General features: G+C 68.4%; 7 protein-coding genes. 3 read left to right on the top strand and 4 right to left on the bottom strand.

The features are described from left to right. Positions 1–14: 14 nt before the first annotated feature. The 3 genes from holA to G6N50_RS11480 form a co-directional block, all read right to left on the bottom strand. Positions 15–959, bottom strand: a complete 945-nt coding sequence (holA, locus tag G6N50_RS11470; protein ID WP_142275606.1) for a DNA polymerase III subunit delta — start codon at positions 957–959, stop codon at positions 15–17. Between the two features lie 81 nt (positions 960–1,040). Beyond that, the gene (locus G6N50_RS11475; protein WP_163650955.1) at positions 1,041–2,537 is read right to left on the bottom strand and encodes a ComEC/Rec2 family competence protein; all 1,497 of its coding nucleotides are present in this window, start codon (positions 2,535–2,537) and stop codon (positions 1,041–1,043) included. Positions 2,538–2,587: 50 nt separating this feature from the next. After that, positions 2,588–3,445, bottom strand: a complete 858-nt coding sequence (locus G6N50_RS11480; RefSeq protein WP_083097027.1) for a ComEA family DNA-binding protein — start codon at positions 3,443–3,445, stop codon at positions 2,588–2,590. Positions 3,446–3,644: 199 nt separating this feature from the next. Between G6N50_RS11480 and G6N50_RS11485 the strand changes: the two genes are divergently transcribed. Genes G6N50_RS11485 through G6N50_RS11495 form a run of 3 tightly spaced genes read left to right on the top strand, consistent with a single transcriptional unit; the run spans position 3,645 to position 6,357 of the window. Next, complete coding sequence (locus G6N50_RS11485) at positions 3,645–4,805, top strand: acyl-CoA dehydrogenase family protein (protein ID WP_083097049.1); 1,161 nt, start codon at positions 3,645–3,647, stop codon at positions 4,803–4,805. A gap of 7 nt (positions 4,806–4,812) precedes the next feature. Continuing rightward, positions 4,813–5,919, top strand: coding sequence for an acyl-CoA dehydrogenase family protein (locus tag G6N50_RS11490; protein ID WP_083097025.1), 1,107 nt, complete (start codon positions 4,813–4,815; stop codon positions 5,917–5,919). A gap of 3 nt (positions 5,920–5,922) precedes the next feature. After that, positions 5,923–6,357, top strand: a complete 435-nt coding sequence (locus tag G6N50_RS11495; protein ID WP_083097023.1) for a PPOX class F420-dependent oxidoreductase — start codon at positions 5,923–5,925, stop codon at positions 6,355–6,357. A gap of 1 nt (position 6,358) precedes the next feature. Here the strand turns inward: G6N50_RS11495 and G6N50_RS11500 are convergent, their stop codons facing one another. Further along, positions 6,359–17,347, bottom strand: coding sequence for a type I polyketide synthase (locus tag G6N50_RS11500; protein WP_083097021.1), 10,989 nt, complete (start codon positions 17,345–17,347; stop codon positions 6,359–6,361). Positions 17,348–17,423: the final 76 nt, after the last annotated feature.

Here is a 17,423-nt window from a genome sequence, read left to right on the forward strand (position 1 = left end):
GACACAGCGCCGCTCTAGCGCTCGGCCGCTAGCTCGGCAACCTGTCTGACCGCGGATTCCAGGGCGTAGTCGGCGTCCACCACCGCTCCTTTGACGTTCGCGTTGAGCGCGGCCACCACCCTCATCGCCGACGCCACCGAGTCACGCGACCAACGCCGGGCCTGCTTCTGGGCCTTTTGCACCCGCCAGGGCGGCATCCCGAGCTGTGACGCCAGCCGGTAGGGATCGCCCGACAGCGGCCCGACCCGGCCGATCGTGTGGATCGCTTCGGCCAGCGCATCCGCCAGCACCACCAGCGGCTCCCCCCGCATCATCGCCCACCGCAACGCCTCGGCGGCTCCTTCGATATCCCCGGCCACCGCCTTGTCCGCGATGTCGAAGCCCTTAACCTCGGCCCTGCCGCTGTGATAGCGGCGCACCGCGGCGGCGTCGACCACCCCGCCGGTGTCGGCGACCAACTGGGAGCAGGCGGAAGCCAACTCCCGCAGATCGGAACCGACCGAGTCCAGCATGGCGGTCACCGTCTCCTCGTCGGCCTTGACCCGCAGGCCGCGAAACTCCTTGCGGACGAAATCGACGCGCTCGCCGAGCTTGCTGATCCGAGCGCACGGATGTACGACGGCGCCGAGGGACTGCAACTCGGTGGCCAGCGCTTTGGCCCGGCCACCGCCCGAGTGCACCACCACCAGCACCACACCCGTCGGCATGTCGCTCGCGGCCGAAACAATCACCGCGGCAGCGTCTTTGCCCGCTTCGCCGGCGGCCTCCAGCACGACGATGCGCTCGTCGGCGAACAGTGACGGACTCAGCAGCTCGGCGAGCTCATAGGTACTGACGTCGCCCGCCCGCATCCGGTTGACCGGAACGTCGTCGGTGCCGGCCCGTTTCCGCGCCGACCGCAGCACGTCGGCCACGGCCCGCTCGACCAACAGTTCCTCGTCTCCCAGGACCAGGTGCAACGGCGAAAGCTCGCTCACCCCACGATGGTGTCACGACCCACCGACCACGCCGCCCGGGGATCCAACAGCCCGAGGCCCGTCCTACCCCAGCCCGGACAGCGCCCAGGCCACCCCGGCCAGCGCAGCCACCCCCGCCCCGACGCGGAAGGGTCGCCACCGCCACAGCACCGCCGCCAGCACCGTGACACCGCCGACGATCACCATGCCGGGCATACCGTCCGGGACCGGCACGGTGGCGCCAGGCATGGTGGCCGCCCAGTGGGCGATGCCGTCCACCCACCACAACTCCGGGCCGGTGAACCGGATCAGCAGTCGTGCGGCCGCGGGCCATATCGCGCAGAGCGCGGCCGCCGCGGTGCCCAGCACCGTGATCGGCGCGATGACGGCGGCCACGACGAGATTCGCGAGAGCGGCGACCACGCTGAATCGGCCGGAGATCGCCGCAACCAGAGGCGCGGTCACCACCTGCGCGGCCCAGGCGACGGCCAGCGCGTCGGCCAGCGGCTTGGGCCACCCCTTGCCCACCAGGCGCCGCGACCAGACCGGCGCGATGACGATCAGCGCGGCGGTGGCCACCACCGACAGCGCAAACCCCACGTCGACGGCCAGCGCGGGGGCGACGGCCAGCAACACCAGCACGGTGGCGGCGAGCGCCGGAATGACTTGCCGCCGGCGCGAAAACAGCATTCCCGCCAGCGCGACGGCGCCCATCACCGCCGCCCGCAAGACGCTTGCCGTCGGCTGCACGACGATGACGAAGGCCACCAGCGCCAGTGCGGCGAGCACGACGGCTGCCCGGGGACCGATCAATCGGGCCGAGAACAGCACGGCGGCACAGACGATCGTGACGTTGGCACCCGATACGGCCATCAGGTGTGTCATGCCGGCCGCACGAAAGTCGCGGCTCGTTTCGCTCGGCACCGCCGAGGTATCACCGAGCACCAGCGCGGGCAGCAGCGCTGCCTGCTCGCCGGGCAGCGCGTCACGGACGGCGGCCGCGAATCGGCTGCGCACGCCGTGAGCGGCCCGTTGCACGGCGCCCGCGGTGCCGGTGGTCGGCGGGCCCGACGCGTTGAGCACCGCGACGGTCAGGTCGCGACGGGTCGGACGGGTGATCCGCGCGGTGAATTGCACCGGCTGCCCCACCAGCACGACACCGAAGTCGGAGGCGCGCGCGAAAACGACGACCGGGCCCGATATTTGCGCCGCGCGCAGGCGCTGCAGGGTGGCCCGAAACATCAACCGGCCGCTGCCCAACGACACCGGGCTCTCGCTGGGGGTGACCGTGACCGGAGCGCTTGATCCGAAGGCGGCGGTGATCGGGTGGCGACCGACCGCATCGGTGCGCAGCGCAACGGCGAAGCCGTATCCCGCCCCGACCACACCGATCGCTGCGATGCCGGCGCTGAACGCAAGTAGCCGCGCATCCCGGTCGGGCCGGTGTACCGCGCGCCACGCCAGTGCACCGGACGCGGCGATGAGCGCGACGCAACACCAGGCGAGGACCCGGCCGGACGACCACCAGATCCCCCCGGCCGTCACCGACCAACACGTCAATGCGGCCGGCACCAGCCGCACATCGACGCGACCCGAAGGCGAACCGCCCGGCCCGGGATGAACCACCGGGGTCAGACACGGACCAGGGCGCGCAGCTTCTCCAACCGCGCCGGCCCGATGCCCTCGACATCGGCGAGCTGGTCGACGCTGGTGAATCTGCCGTTGGCCTGCCGCCACGCCACGATCGCGGCGGCGGTCACCGGCCCCACGCCGGGCAGGGCATCGAGTTCCTGAACGGTCGCGGTGTTCAGGTCGACCGCCTGGCCGGGCTTCGGCTTGACCGACCCCGACCCGGGTGGCGGCGCCTTCGACGTCGGTGTCGTCGCGGTGGCCACCGAGCTGCCCAGCGCCGCCGGCTGTCCAGGAACGGGAGCGAGCCCGACCACGATCTGTTCTCCGTCATCGAGCGGACGGGCCATGTTCAGTCCGATGGTGTCCGCGCCGTTCACCGCCCCGCCGGCAGCCTGCAGCGCATCGGCGATGCGCGCGCCCGGGGCCAGGGTCACCAGGCCGGGGGTGTGCACCAGACCGACCACGCTGACCACCAGCGGGCGGTCGGGGGTCGGCGGCTGCGCGGCACCCGGACTCGCCGATGATCTGGGGCCGGCCGTCGACGCCTTCTCCACCGGTGGCAGCTTGGCCGACATCACCGGCGCCGGCCGGTCGCGCAGCAACGTGAAAACCGTGACCAGCACCGCCAGCGCGGCCACGATCGCCAGCCCGATGGCGCCGGCGCGTCCGGGGTCGGCGCGCACCCTGGCCACCCAACCCCGTTCTTGCGACGCGTCGGGAAGCCACCGCGGCAGCAGCGAATTCTGGTCGTCGTCCGGGGATTCCTCTGTCGAGGCCGAGCCGGCGTCCTCGGACCCGGTCTCCGGTTCGGCGTTGAGCCGTCGCTGCAGGCGCTCCGCCGGAAGTTCTGTTCGCATGCGCCGACGGTAAGTCCGCGGACCGCCACAACGGCACCGCTCAATGGTGCCGCCGGGCCGATCTGTGGATTAACCCGAGGCTGTGCACGGGCCTCCCGAGGGATGGGTCAATATGGAAGTCGAGCGACCGACCAGCATCGCCGCAAACAGCTCTCGGCGGCGGGTCGCCACGGTCACCCCGAAACGACAGGAGGCTGCCATGCAACTGGCGCTCACGCCCGAGGAAGCCGCGTTCCGCGACGAACTTCGCAGCATCTACACGACCAAGATTCCGGAGGAGATGCGCGAGCGGGTGCGCCGCGGCTCGGCGGAAGTGAACCACGAGGACATCCTCGCCAGCCACAAGATCCTGCACGAGCACGGCCTGGCGGTACCGAACTGGCCGGTCGAGTGGGGCGGCAAGGACTGGACGCCGACCCAGCATCAGATCTGGGCCGACGAGATGCAGCTGGCGTGCGTCCCGGAGCCGCTGAACTTCAATACCAAGATGGTGGGCCCGGTGATCGCCGAATTCGGTTCGGAGGAGGTCAAAAAGCGCTTCCTGCCCCCGACGGCCAGCCTCGACATCTGGTGGTGCCAGGGGTTCTCCGAGCCCGAGGCGGGGTCCGACCTGGCGTCGCTGCGCACCACCGCGGTCCGCGACGGCGACGACTACATCGTCAACGGCCAGAAGACCTGGACCACGCTGGGCCAGTATGCGGACTGGATTTTCTGCCTGGTCCGCACCGACCCGCAGGCGCCCAAGCGGCAGGCCGGCATCTCGTTCCTGCTGTTCGACATGAAGACGCCGGGCGTCACCCTGCGGCCCATCAAGACGATCGACGGCGGCCACGAGATCAACGAGGTCTTCTTCGAAGACGTCCGGGTGCCCGCCAATCAGCTTGTCGGAGAAGAGAATCAGGGCTGGACATACGCGAAATTCCTGCTCGGCAACGAGCGCACCGGCATCGCCGGAGTGGGGCGGACCAAGGTGCGCCTCGCCGAGGTGAAGAAACGCGCCGCGGCCACCGGGGTGCTCAACGACCTGCTGTTCGCGGCGCGGCTGGCCGAGGCCGAAAACGAGCTGCTGGCACTGGAACTCACGCAGTCGCGAGTGGTCACCGATTCCGCCGACGGGCAGCCCAATCCGGCGTCGTCGGTGCTCAAGCTGCGCGGCAGCCAGCTGCAACAGGCGGCCACCGAACTGCTCGTCGAGGTCGCCGGGCCGGATGCGCTGCCGGCCGACGGCGAAGACATCGCATCGCCGTCCTGGGCGCAACATTCTGCCCCGCACTACCTCAACTACCGCAAGACGTCGATCTACGGCGGTAGCAGCGAGGTACAGCGCAACATCATCGCGTCGACGATTCTGGGATTGTGAGGCAGCCATGGACTTTCAGTTGAGCGACGAGCAGGCCCTGCTCCGCGACACCACCCGCGATCTATTGTCGCGAAGCTATGACCCGGAGAGCCGCAACAAGGTCATCGGCTCCGATCTCGGCTGGAGCCGCGAGGTCTGGAACCAGCTCGCCGACACGGGAATCCTCGGTCTGGGTTTCGAGCGAGAGGAATCCGGCCAGATCGAGATCATGGTGGTGCTCAACGAGGTCGGACGCCGGCTGGCCCCCGAACCGGTGCTGCACGCCGCGCTGGGGCCCGGCGCGCTGATCGCGGAGCTGGGCAGCGCGGAACAGAAGCAACTGCTCGACGAGGTCGCGGGCGGGCAACGGCTGCTGGCGTTCGCGCACCTCGAGCCGGGCCAGCGCGACCCGTCCGCCGAGGTGAGCACCAAGGCTGCGCAGCAAGGTGATTCGTGGTCACTCAGCGGTCGGAAGAACCCGGTGCTCGCCGGGGACTGCGCCGACACCTTGTTGGTCAGCGCGGCCCTGCCCAGCGGCGGCACCGGTCTGTTCCTGGTCGATGCGGCATCGGCGACAAGGCACCCGTACCGGACGTTCGACGGACAGCGCGGCGCCCAGATCGATCTGGACTCCACGCCCGCCGAGCCACTGGGCGAGGCGGTCGACGCGTCGGACGCCATCCGCGGCGCCATCGTGCGCATCCAGTCGGCGTTGTGCGCCGAGGCGCTGGGGGCGATGGAGGAATCGCTGCGCCTGACCACCGATTACCTCAAGACACGCAAGCAGTTTGGCGTCACGCTCAACAAATTTCAGGCACTCACACAGCGCGCCGCCGACATGTACGTGTCGCTGGAATTGGCGCGCAGCATGACGCTGTACGCGGCGATGTCGATCGCCGACGGCAACATCGATCCGGTGATCGCCTCGCGGGCCAAGCTGCAGATCGGCCGCTCGGGCCGGCACATCGCGCAGGAGTCGGTCCAAATGCACGGCGGCATCGGGGTGACCGCGGAATACCCGGTCAGTCACTATGCCGCCCGGCTCACCGCTATCGAACACACGCTGGGCACCTCGAGTGAGCACCTGCACAACCTGATCGACCACCTCGGCGACTACGACCTGGCCCGCCTCTAACGCATGGCCGAGTTATCCGACAGGGTCGTCGAGTTCCTGTCAGCCGGCACCCGCACCGGGATGCTGGGGTACGTCGCCGCCGATGGCAGGCCGCTGGTCGCCCCGGTGTGGTTCGTCGTCGACGTGGGACCAGACGGTGCACAGCTGGCGTTCAACACGGGGCGCGACACGTCGAAAGGCCGTGCCCTGGCGCGTGATTCGCGGGTCGTGATCTGTGTGGACGACCCGCACCCGCCTTATTCGTTCGTGCAGGTGCAGGGTGTCGCGACGGTGACGGAGGATCCGCGGGACGTGCTGGACATCGCCACCCGCACCGGCGGTCGGTACATGGGCGCCGACCGCGCCGAGGAGTTCGGCCGCCGCAACTCCGCCCCTGGCGAACTGGTGGTGCGGGTCCGCCCGACCAAGGTCATCACCGGATTCGACATCAGCGCCTGAATCAGGTCGACTCCGGCGCCAGAACCGATTCCGTCCCTACCGGCTCCGCGTCGGCGTCGGGCAGCTGGCCTGCGAGGTATTCGGCGAGCCCGCCGATGGTCGGATAGTCGAACACCGCCGTCGCGTTGATCGTGAACGCGCCGCCGAACTGGCTGTGCAGCCGGTTGCGCAGCTCGATCGCCATCAGCGAATCCGTACCCAGGTCCAGGAACCGACTGCTCGCGGCGGGCGGTTGCGCCAGTCGCAGGAAGTTCTGCACTTCGCGCTGCAGGAATTCGGTCACGAAACCGGCGCGCTGCGGCACCGGAATCTCCTGCAGCTGTTTGAGCAACTCACTGTCGCCGGTCACCTCTCCCACGGCGCTCGGCAGCACCAGGTCGAGGATCGGTGGCCGCGAACTTCCCAGCACCTTCGCGGCACGCTGCCAATTCGCCTTGATGACGGTGGCCTGGCCGGTGCCGTTGGCGACGACCTCGGCGAGGGCCGCCAGCGCCGCCGACGGATTCAGCGGAATGAGGCCCTGCGCAGCGATATTGGCGGTGGCGGCCTCCGAGGAGGCCATGCCACCTTGGGCCCACGGACCGAAGTTGACTCCAGTGGCAGGCAGACCTTGCGCGCGTCGCCGCGCGACCAGACCGTCGAGCAGCGCGTTGGCAGTCGCATAGTTGGACTGCCCGGGTGAACCGAACAGGCTGGACACCGAGGAGGACACGATGAAGAAGTCCAGCTCGTCGGCTTTCATCAACCTGTCCAGGTGGCAGGCACCAAACGCCTTGGGCGCCAATGTTGTTCGGAATCGCTCCAGATTCTGTTGTGATAGCAGAGCGTCGTCGAGCACACCCGCCAAATGTGCCACACCGGCCAGCGGTGGCAATTCCGCGCGGATTCGCTCCAACAGCCGCGCAACCTCGGACTCCTCGCCCACGTCGGCAGCGAAGACGTGGATGCGCGTCTTGTAGCGTTCGGCGATGTCCTCGATCACCCGTTGAGCGTCCGCGTCGGGCGCGCGCCGGCTGGTCAGCACGATGTCACCGGCGCCGAGTTGCGCCAGATACGACGCCGTGTGCAGCCCGATGGCCCCGAGCCCGCCGGTGATCAGGTAGCTCCGATCGGCCCGCGGCTGCAGCGGATTCGGCATCTGCACCACGATCTTTCCGATGTGGCGCGCCTGCTGCATGCGGCGGAACGCGGCCCTGGCCTCGGTCAGTGGGTAGATCTCGGCGGGCAGCGGCATCCATTCGCCGTTGGCCAACCCCTCTGACACCTCGGTCAGCAGGCCCCGAATGCGTTCGGGCTCTTGGAAGGTCACCGTGTCCAGTGCCACGATCTCGTAGGCGATGTCGGGACGGGCTTCGGCCATCTGCTCGGGCGTCCAGATGTCGCGTTTGGCGATCTCGGCGAAGCGGCCGTTCTGGGCGGTGGCCCGCACGGTCGCCTCGAGGAATCCCTCACTGGTCAGGCTGTTCAGCACCACATCGACGCCCGCACCGTCGGTATCGGCCAGGATCTGGTCGGCGAAATCCGTTGTGCGCGAGTCGTAGACGTACTCGACACCCAGCTTGCGCAGCGTCGCGCGTTTGAAGGTGCTCGCCGTGGCGAAGACCGTGGCACCGCACTGCTGTGCCATCTGGATCGCCGCCAGGCCGACACCGCCGCTGGCGGCGTGGATGAGCACCCGCTCACCGGGCTTCAGCTGCGCCCAGTCGAACGCGAGCCGAACCGTCAACGCCGCGGCGGGAATCGTCGCCGCGTCGACCGCACTCACGCGAGGGGGGATCGGCGCCAGGAGCTGGGCAGGCACGTTGAACCGGCTGGAGAACGCGCCCTGCATGAAGCCGTAGACCCGCTGGCCCACCTCGACTCCGGTGACGCCTTCACCCAATTGGGTGACCACGCCGGCGAAGTCGCCACCGATCGGCCCGGGGTCGCCCGGGTAGAGGTCGAGGACGTTGAGCACATCGCGGAAGTTGAGGCCCGCGGCCTCCACCCGCACCTGCACGTAGCCCTCGTCCGGTGCCGGCACGTCCACTTCGGTCAGCCGCAGGTTGTCGATCGCGCCGCGTTCGGTGGGCGCCAACGCGTAGTCACCAGTGCGCGGCACCGTGAGATGACCGCTACGCGCCCATGGCAACAACCGGGATGCCAACAGCTTCCCTTGTCGCACCGCGAGTTCCGGTTCGTCGACCGGGGTGGCCAACAAGTCGGCCAGTGCCTGCACGGCCTCCGGCGACCCGTCGCAATCGACCAACTTGGCCCGCAGCGCGGGTTCCTCGTTGATCGTGGTGCGCCCGAATCCCCACAGCGCAGCCTGCACCGGATCGACCGGCTCGCCGGATTCGCATGCCACGGCCCGCTCGGTGACGATCCACAATCCGCCGGGCAGTTTCAGCTCGCCGCCCTGCGCCGCGTGCACGGCGCCGAGCAGATTGGCGATCTCCGCCTCGAGTCGCGCGGCGACATCGGCGCTCGACTCTTCGCCGTTCGGTCCGCTGCTGCGCCAGACGACGCCCGAGAACGGTTGCCCGCACTCCGCCGCCTCGTTGAGCAACTGCCCCAACGGCTCCGAACCGACTGCCCGGTCAAACGGGGTGCATCCCGGCACCTTGGCGGCCAGTTCGTCGAATCCGGCGATCAGCCAAGTGCCGCTGACCTGCCCGGCCTCGTCGCCAGAGGGCGGCGGCACCTCGTGCCAGCCGAGCGTGTAAAGCAACCGGGTGGCGTCACCACCCAGGCCGCGCAGCAGTGCCTCGCGGGGTGCGCGCTTGACCGTGAACTCGCGGATGCCACCCAGCTGATGGCCGTCCCGATCGACGAAATCGAGGTCGAAGACCTGGGTTTCGCTGTTGAGTTCACTGCTGTGCCACTTCGCGCGGCAGTAGAACCGCCGCGGCATCTTCTCGCGCAGCGTTACCTGCCCGTAGCGCAACGGCAAGAACAGGTCGTTGACGCCCTGCTCGGCCGCCAGCAGTGCCGGGAAGGCCGGGAAGGCGACACCGGTGCACAGGTCCATCAGCACCGGGTGCATCGGCTCGCTACCGAGTTGTTCGGCAAGTTCCTCGCCGACCAGGATGTCGCCGATCGCCTCGCCCTCGCCGAGCCACACCGACTTCAGGGAACCGGACCAGGTTGGCCCCCAGGCCAGTTCCAAATCGGCAAAGGTCTCGAACAACTCCTGTGGCCGCATGCGGTTCAGTCGCTCGATCGCTTGGTCGACCGGAACCGCATCCTCGGACACCGGTTCGTCGTCGACGCCGGGCACGATGGTGCCTTCGGCATTCAACGACCATTCGGCGTCGCGTTCACCGTAGGGCCGGCTGTGCACCTGGAAGGTGGACTCTCGGCCATCCTGCGACGGATGCAAGGTCAGCTGCACCTCGCGAGAACTCTTCTCGGGCAGGATGATCGGCTCGTAGAAGAAGACGTCCCTCGCCCGTGCCGGAGTACCGGCCGCGGCCAACGCCATTGCCGCGTACGTGGCCCCGGGGACCACGACGGTGCCGTAGATGACGTGATCGGACAACCACGGCTGCGATTTGACGGACAGCCTGCTCGTGTAGACGGAGTCGCCCGAGGCGAGGTCTTTGCCATTGCCGAGGATTCCCGATACAGCCGGACCGACACCTCCCTCCATGGCGAGCCCAGACGTCTTGGGCCAGAAGCGGCGGCGCTGGAACGGATAGGTGGGCAGTTCGATGGTGTGACGTGGCCGACCGTGCAGCGCAACGAAATCGGGACGGTAGCCACCGACGTAGGCTGCGGCCAGCGCGTCGGCGATCTGGCGCCGATCGCCGACGCCCTTCCGCAGCGAGACGATCGCCCGCGGAGCGGCCAGGTGCTCGGGCCAGACCTGCACCGCGGCGCCGGTCAGCACCGGCTGCGGGCCGATCTCCATCAGCACCGAGCAGCCGAGCGCCGCCACGGTGCGCACACTTTCGGCGAACTGCACCGGCTGTCGGGAGTGCCGCCGCCAGTACAGAGCGTCGAGTGGGGTCTGCGCCGTGAGCACGGCCCCGGTGCGGTTGCAGACCAGCGGCATCGTGGGTGCGGCAAACTGCAATTGCGCTGCGTACGACTCGAATTCGTCGAGCACAGGGTCGAGCAGTTCCGAGTGGAAGGCGTGGCTGGTCTGCAGCCAGGTGCAGCGGATCGCCTCCTCACCGAACCTTGCGACGATCTGCTCCAGATCCTCACCCGGACCCGACAGCACGGTGTTGGGTCCGTTATAGGCGCCGACCGACACCCGCGGAAATTCGCTGGCCACCGCCTCGACATGCTTGGCGTCGGCGAACACCGCCACCATGCGCCCACCCTCGGGCAGGCTGCCGAACATCCGGCCGCGCTCGGCCATCAGCCGGGCGCCGTCCTCAAGACTGAAGACACCGGCCACACACGCCGCCGCATATTGGCCCACACTGTGCCCCAGCACCACATCGGGTCCGATCCCCCACGACTGCCACAGGCGGGCCAGTCCCATCTCGACGGCGAAAAGTGCCGGCTGCGCGTACGACGTGTGCCGCAGCCTGTCTCCGGCTTCGCCACCCGTTTCTCGATCGGTGGCGAACAGCACCTCCAGCAACGGCTGCGGCAGTATGTCACTGACCGCGTCCGCGCACCGTGTCACCGTTTCGGCGAAAACCGGTTCGGTGTCGAACAACTCACGCGCCATCCCCGGGTACTGGCTGCCCTGGCCGGTGAACAACCATGCCGTCGTCGGGTGGTGGGTGTGCTCGCCACGAACGACGCCGGGCCGCAGGCGGTTCTCGGCCAATTCGGCCAGGGCCTCGCGGGCACCCTCGACCGAATCCACGACAAGCGCGGCCCGATGTTCGAAGTGCGAACGGCCCGTTCCGGCGGTGCGGCATACCTCGGCAAGGTCCACATCCGGGTGGGCGCTCAGCCAGACCTCGTAGCGCTTCGTCAACGCCACCAGCGCTTCCGGTGAACGCGCGGACAGCGCCAGCACCCTGACCTGGTCAGGCCGGGATTCCGGCGCCGACTCCGTCGCAAGGTCGCCGGGGTGTCCGTCGGCGGATGCGGCTCGCGCAGGCGCCTCCTCGACCAGTACGTGCGCGTTCGTGCCGGTGAACCCGAAGGAGCTCACGCCGGCGCGCCGCGGCCTGCCGTTGGCATGCCACGGCCTCGCCTGGTCCACGACCCGCACCGGCAGCGAATCCCATGGGATGTGCGGTGACGGCTCTTCGAAGTGCAGGCTCGGCGGCAACACCTCGTGCTGCAGCGACAACACCACCTTGATCAAACCCGCTGCACCCGAAGCGGATTCGGTGTGTCCGATGTTGGTCTTCACCGACCCCATCAGCAACGGCCGGTCGGCGTCGCGCGAAGCACCGTAGGCGGCCGCGGCCGCCTGCACCTCGATAGGGTCACCCAGCGGGGTGCCCGTCCCGTGCGCCTCGAGGTAGTCGACGTCCGCGCCGGCCAGACCGGCGCGAGCCAGCGCCATCCCGATCAGGCGTTGTTGCGCACCGCCATTGGGCACGGTCAACCCGCTGGATGCCCCGTCCTGGTTGACTGCGCTGCTGGGAATGACCGCGCAGATCCGATCGCCGTCGCGCTCGGCATCGCTGAGCCGCTTGAGCACCAGAACTCCGCAGCCCTCACTGCGCACGTAACCGTCGGCGGAGGCGTCGAAGGTCTTGCAACGCCCCACCGGGGAAAGCATTCTCGCGCGGGAGGCCGCGATGACCGTCACCGGGCTCAGCAACACGTTCACGCCGCCGGCCAGCGCCATGTCGCAGTCACCGGAGTGCAACGCCTGACAAGCCTGGTGGACGGCCACCAACGCCGAGCTGCACGCCGTGTCGATCGCCATCGCCGGCCCTTCGAGGCCCAGCGCGAACGCAACCCGACCGGAGATCGCATTGAGCGCATTGCCTGTGATGAAGTGCGGTTCGATCTTGTCGACCGACTCCGACGACAGCAGGTGCGCGTACTCGTTGGCCGCCACACCGACGAAAACCCCGGTCCTGCTGCCACGCAATGCCCCTGGCGAGTACCCGGCGCGTTCCAGACTTTCCCAGGCCGTTTCGAGCATCAGCCGTTGCTGGGGCTCGATCCAAACCGCCTCGCGGGGTGAGATCCCGAAGAACTCGGGATCGAATCCGTCTATCCCGTCGAGGAATCCGCCGAATCGCGTGTAGGTCTTGCCCGGAGCGTCCGGATCGGCGTCGTAGAACTCGTCGATGTCGAATCGGTCCTCCGGGACCTCGCGGATCGCATCGACACCGCCGGACAGCAGGTCCCAGAACGCTTCCGGGTCGGGCGCGCCGGGGAAACGACATGACACCGCAACGATCGCGATCGGCTCGTCCGTGCGCGTCGGCACCGAGGTGGGCTGAGCCGCCGACGTAGCCGGCGCCTCGCTGAGCCGGAGCACGTCACCGAGCAGGTAGTCGGCCACGTCCGACAGCCGGGGGTGATCCATCACCAGCGTGACCGGTATCTCCCTGCCCACCCCGTGCTCGATGCGGCGGCGCATTTCCACGGCCATCAGCGAATCCATGCCGAGATCGAAGAACCCGGCATTCTCCCGAATCTCGGCGACATCGACCCGCGTCACTTCCGCCACCGCGTCGCGCAGGTAATCGGTCAGCAGCTTCTTTCGTTGCTGCACTGGGGCATTCGTGAGGCGCTCGACCAGCGGCGTCTTTCCGGAGGGCGTCATGGCCGGCACCGCACCGGGCACCTCGTGCTCCAACCCGGTCAGGAATGCCCGCCTGCCGGCTTGCTCGTAGAGCGGCAAGAAGCGGCCCCAGTCGATTCTGGCCACTACGCCCTGCGCCGCAGCCGAGGACACGACGTCAGCCAGTCCCGCCAGCGCCTCCGCAGGTGCCAGCGTCCGTATCCCGCGCTGCTCCAGTCGCGCACGGGATTCCGCGTCGGCCATGCCCGCCGACCACGGGCCGAAGTTGACGCTGGTCCCGCGGACGCCTCGCTCGCGTAGGCGCCAGGCCAGCCCATCGAGGAATGCGTTGGCGGCGCTGTAGGCGGTCTGGCCGAAGCCGCCCCACACCGAGGCGATCGAGGAGGTGCTGATGAAGAAGTCGAGCTGCAGATCGGCCGAGGCCTCACTCAAATACCAAGCACCCCAGACCTTCCCGGCGAATACCCGGTCCACTTCGGCGTCGTCCAGCTGGCTCAGCGGTGTCGTGCCGATCTCGCCGGCAGCGTGAACGATGCCGGCCAGCGGTGGGAGTTGGGCCCGCACGCCTGCCAACAGCCGAGCGACGTCATGCGCATCGGCGACATCGGCGGCGACAACCCGGACGTCGCAGCCATGCTCTGCGGCCAGCGCGTCGATACGCTGTCGCGCGGCATCGTCCGGCGCGCGACGGCTGGTCAGCATCAAAGTCCCGGCACCGTGCGCGGCCAGGTATCCGGCGATCTCCAATCCGATCGATCCCAGCCCGCCGGTCACCAGATACGTTGCATCAGAACGCAATTCCATCGGCGTAGCAGTCGACGGCCGGTCCGGTCGAACCAGCCGGGGCACGTAGACCGCGTGATCGCGAAGCGCGACTTGATCTTCCCGCGAAGTCGCATCGTGCGACGCGGTGATCCGGGAAATCAATTGAGTCCACTCTTCGCTACTGCAGTCCGACAAATCGGCCAGGCCGCCCCACACCTGCGGATGCTCCAGCGACGCGGCGCGTCCGAAGCCCCACAGGGAGCTCTGGTCGGGCGCCACGGTGTCCGCTCCGGTGACCCGCTGCGCGCCACGGGTCACCATCCAGATGGGGGTGCGCAGGTCAGCGACGACCGCAGCGCGGAACAGTCGCCGCGTTCCAGCCAGAATTTGGTGTTGCATCCGCAGCAGCGACTGCATCGACGGCACGGCTTCAGCCTCCACCGCCGCTACGTGCACGATACGCAGCGTCGGATCCTCGGACAGCGCAGCACGCAACGCGGCGACCAGCTGTTCCTCGTCGGCGTCCGACATCGGCAAACCGACGAACCGATGCCGTTGTCCGCGCGCCGTGAGCGCGTCGAGCAACGGCTGAAGCGCCGGGCAATCGGCACCCAGGAGGAGCCACGTGAATCCCTCACCTGCCTCGGCACTGCCGAGCGGTGTCGGGGACTTCTCCCAGCAGATCTCGTAGCGGTCGTCTGCGATGGATTGGGTCCTGCGTTCTTGGTTGTGCTGCGCCGCAAGCTTGGTCAGCACATCCAGCACCTGATGATCGGCGCTGCCACCGTCGAGCAGGGCCGCAAGTTCCTCGATTCGGCCGTCCTCGAGAAGGCGTACGGCCTGCGTGCGCGGTCCGCCGACATGCAAGTCGGCACGCTCGCGATCGTCTCGGAACCAATACTGGCGGCGCTCGAACGGATAGGTCGGCAGGTCGAGTTTCTGCGCCTGGCCCTGCCGCAACGCGGCGAATTCGGGAAGGTGGCCTAAGACATAGGCGTCGGCGAGGGCTTCGATGACCTGTCGGTGGTCAGCGGTGTTTCGGCGCAGCGACGCGATAGCCCGCGGTGCGGTCGCCGGGTCGGGCCATGCGCCGAGGGCCGCGGCGGTGAGCACGGGCCGCGGACCGATCTCGAGCAACAGTTTGCAGTTCAGCTCGGCTAGAGTGCGCACGCTCTTGGCGAACTCCACCGGTTGGCGCGCGTGCCGGCGCCAATAGGCGCCATCGAGTTTCACGCTCCTGCCGAGCGCGGCACCGGTGCGGTTGTCGATCAGAATCCGTTGTGGCGTACCGAAATTGAACCGTTCGGCCGTCGATTCGAATTCGTCCAGGATCGGGTCCAGCAGCGCCGAATGGAACGCGTGGCTGGTGTCCAGCCAGTCACATCGAACGCCGTCGGCCGTCAGCGCGGCCACCGCCTTCTCCAGATCCCCTGCGGGTCCGGACAATACGGTGTTGGCGCCGTTGTAGGCGGCGACGGACAGATCGGGAAACTCGTCGGTCAGCCGCTCGGCCCGCTCCGCAGCGGTGAACACCGCGGCCATCCGGCCGCCAACGGGCAAACTGCCGAAGAGGCGACCGCGTTCGGCCATCAGCAGCGCGCCGTCCTCGAGGCTGAAAACGCCCGCGACGCAGGCAGCCGAATACTGGCCCACGCTGTGACCCAGCACCACGTCCGGCTCGAAGCCCCACGACTGCCAGAGCCGGGCCAGGCCCAGTTCCACCGCGAACAAGGCGGGCTGTGCGTAAGAGGTCTGCTGCAGCGTCGCTTCGCAATCCGGACTGTCCACATCGAAAATTACGTCCAGTAACGGCTTTTCGAGAACGCCAGCGACCGCGGCAGCGCAACGCTTCAGCGTTTCGGCAAACACCGGCTCGGTTTCGAACAACTCGCGGGCCATGCCGGGGTATTGGCTGCCTTGACCGGTGAACAGCCACGCCGTCTTCGGTGCGTCATGGGATTCCCCGCGGAACAAACCGGGCGCCGGGCGCTCTTCCGCGAGCGCGCCGAGTAGCTCCACGGCAGATTCTCTCGAATTGACCACCAAAGCGGCGCGCTGCTCCAAGTGTGCTCGCCCCGCGCCGGCGGTGAAGCACACGTCCGCCAGAGTGGCTTCCGGGTGCGCGCCCAACCAGCTGCGGTAGTCGGCTGCAAGCCGTGCCAACGCGGCGGGCGTCCGCGCCGAGAGCGGAAGGATGCCGAACCGTTGGTCCGCGGGATGCTCGACCGGAACCGGTGCCGGTTGCTTGGGTGCCTCGGAAAGAATGACGTGAGCGTTCGTGCCGGCGAATCCGAATGAGCTGATTCCCGCAATGCGCGGCTCACCGCTGCGTTTCCAGGCGGTGGGCTCCTCGACCACCTGCACCGCGAGCCGGTCCCAGGGAATGTGGGGCGACGGGTTCTGAAAGTGGAGGTGCTGCGGCAGCAGTTCGTTCTCGAGCGCCAGGATTACCTTGATCACCCCGGCGATGCCCGCGGCTGCTTCCAGGTGTCCGATGTTCGTCTTCACCGAGCCCATCAGCAGCGGCCTGCCGGGTTCACGTCCCGCGCCGAGCACCTCACCCGCGGCCTGGGCTTCGATGGGGTCACCCAGCGACGTCCCGGTGCCGTGCGCTTCCAGGTACCCGACGTCACGGGGTTGCAGGCCGGCGCGCTTCAGCGCATCGGCGATAACCCGTTGCTGGGCAACGCCGTTCGGCACCGTCAATCCACCCGAAGCGCCGTCCTGGTTGATCGCGCTGCCGCGGATCACGGCGCGAATCCGATCACCGTCGCGAATCGCGTCCTCGAGGCGCTTGATCACGATGACACCGCAGCCCTCGCCGCGCACATAGCCGTCCGCGGCGGCATCGAATGTCTTGCACCGGCCATCGGGTGCGAGCATGTGCGCGCTGGAGAACGTGATCATGGTCGCCGGGGAGAGCAGGACGTTCGCCCCGCCGGCCAGAGCGAGGTCGCATTCGCCGAGACGCAGCGCTTGGCACGCCTGATGGATGGCCACCAGCGACGAGCTGCATGCCGTGTCGACGGCGACCGCGGGGCCCTGCAGCCCCAACCGGTAGCTGATCCGGCCCGCCGCGGCGGCGTTGGACGTCCCGATGGCCATGTAGGCCTCGATTTCGGGATAAGTCAGCTCGTCAGAAACCATTCCCAGGTAGTCGTGCGTGGCCAGACCGACGAAGACACCGGTGTTGCTGTTCTCCAGATCCGTTGGCGCAGTGCCCGAATGCTCGACCGCGCGCCATGCCGTTTCGAGCAGGATCCGGTGCTGCGGGTCCATCAACCTGACCTCGCGCGTCGACATGCCGAAGAACGGGGCGTCGAATCCCGTTACGTCGTCGACGAAACCGGCACGGCGGGTGACGACCTTGCCGGGCGCACCCGGTTCCGGGTCGAAGAATTCGTCGACATCCCAGCGATCCTGCGGCACTTCGGATATGACATCCCGGCCGTGTCGCAGCACGTCCCAGAACTCATCCGCATCAGCGGCTCCCGGAAATCGCGCCGCATAGCCGACAATCGCAAAGCCCGATGCCGACTCGCCCAGACCCTCGACAGATGCCATGCGCTTGTCCTCCCTTGCCCGATCAAGGTTCGATCCGGCGCGAGGCCGGTTGCGCTTCTACAAGCATGTCCGCAGG

The organism is Mycobacterium mantenii, assembly GCF_010731775.1.
Classification (GTDB): Bacteria; Actinomycetota; Actinomycetes; order Mycobacteriales; family Mycobacteriaceae; genus Mycobacterium; species Mycobacterium mantenii.

Bases quoted from the DNA above. Each gene is read 5' to 3' on its own strand.
- G6N50_RS11490 (WP_083097025.1), top strand. From the start codon at position 4,813: ATGGACTTTCAGTTGAGCGACGAGCAGGCCCTGCTCCGCGACACCACC.
- G6N50_RS11480 (WP_083097027.1), bottom strand. From the start codon at position 3,445: ATGCGAACAGAACTTCCGGCGGAGCGCCTGCAGCGACGGCTCAACGCC.
- G6N50_RS11500 (WP_083097021.1), bottom strand. From the start codon at position 17,347: ATGGCATCTGTCGAGGGTCTGGGCGAGTCGGCATCGGGCTTTGCGATT.
- G6N50_RS11495 (WP_083097023.1), top strand. From the start codon at position 5,923: ATGGCCGAGTTATCCGACAGGGTCGTCGAGTTCCTGTCAGCCGGCACC.
- G6N50_RS11485 (WP_083097049.1), top strand. From the start codon at position 3,645: ATGCAACTGGCGCTCACGCCCGAGGAAGCCGCGTTCCGCGACGAACTT.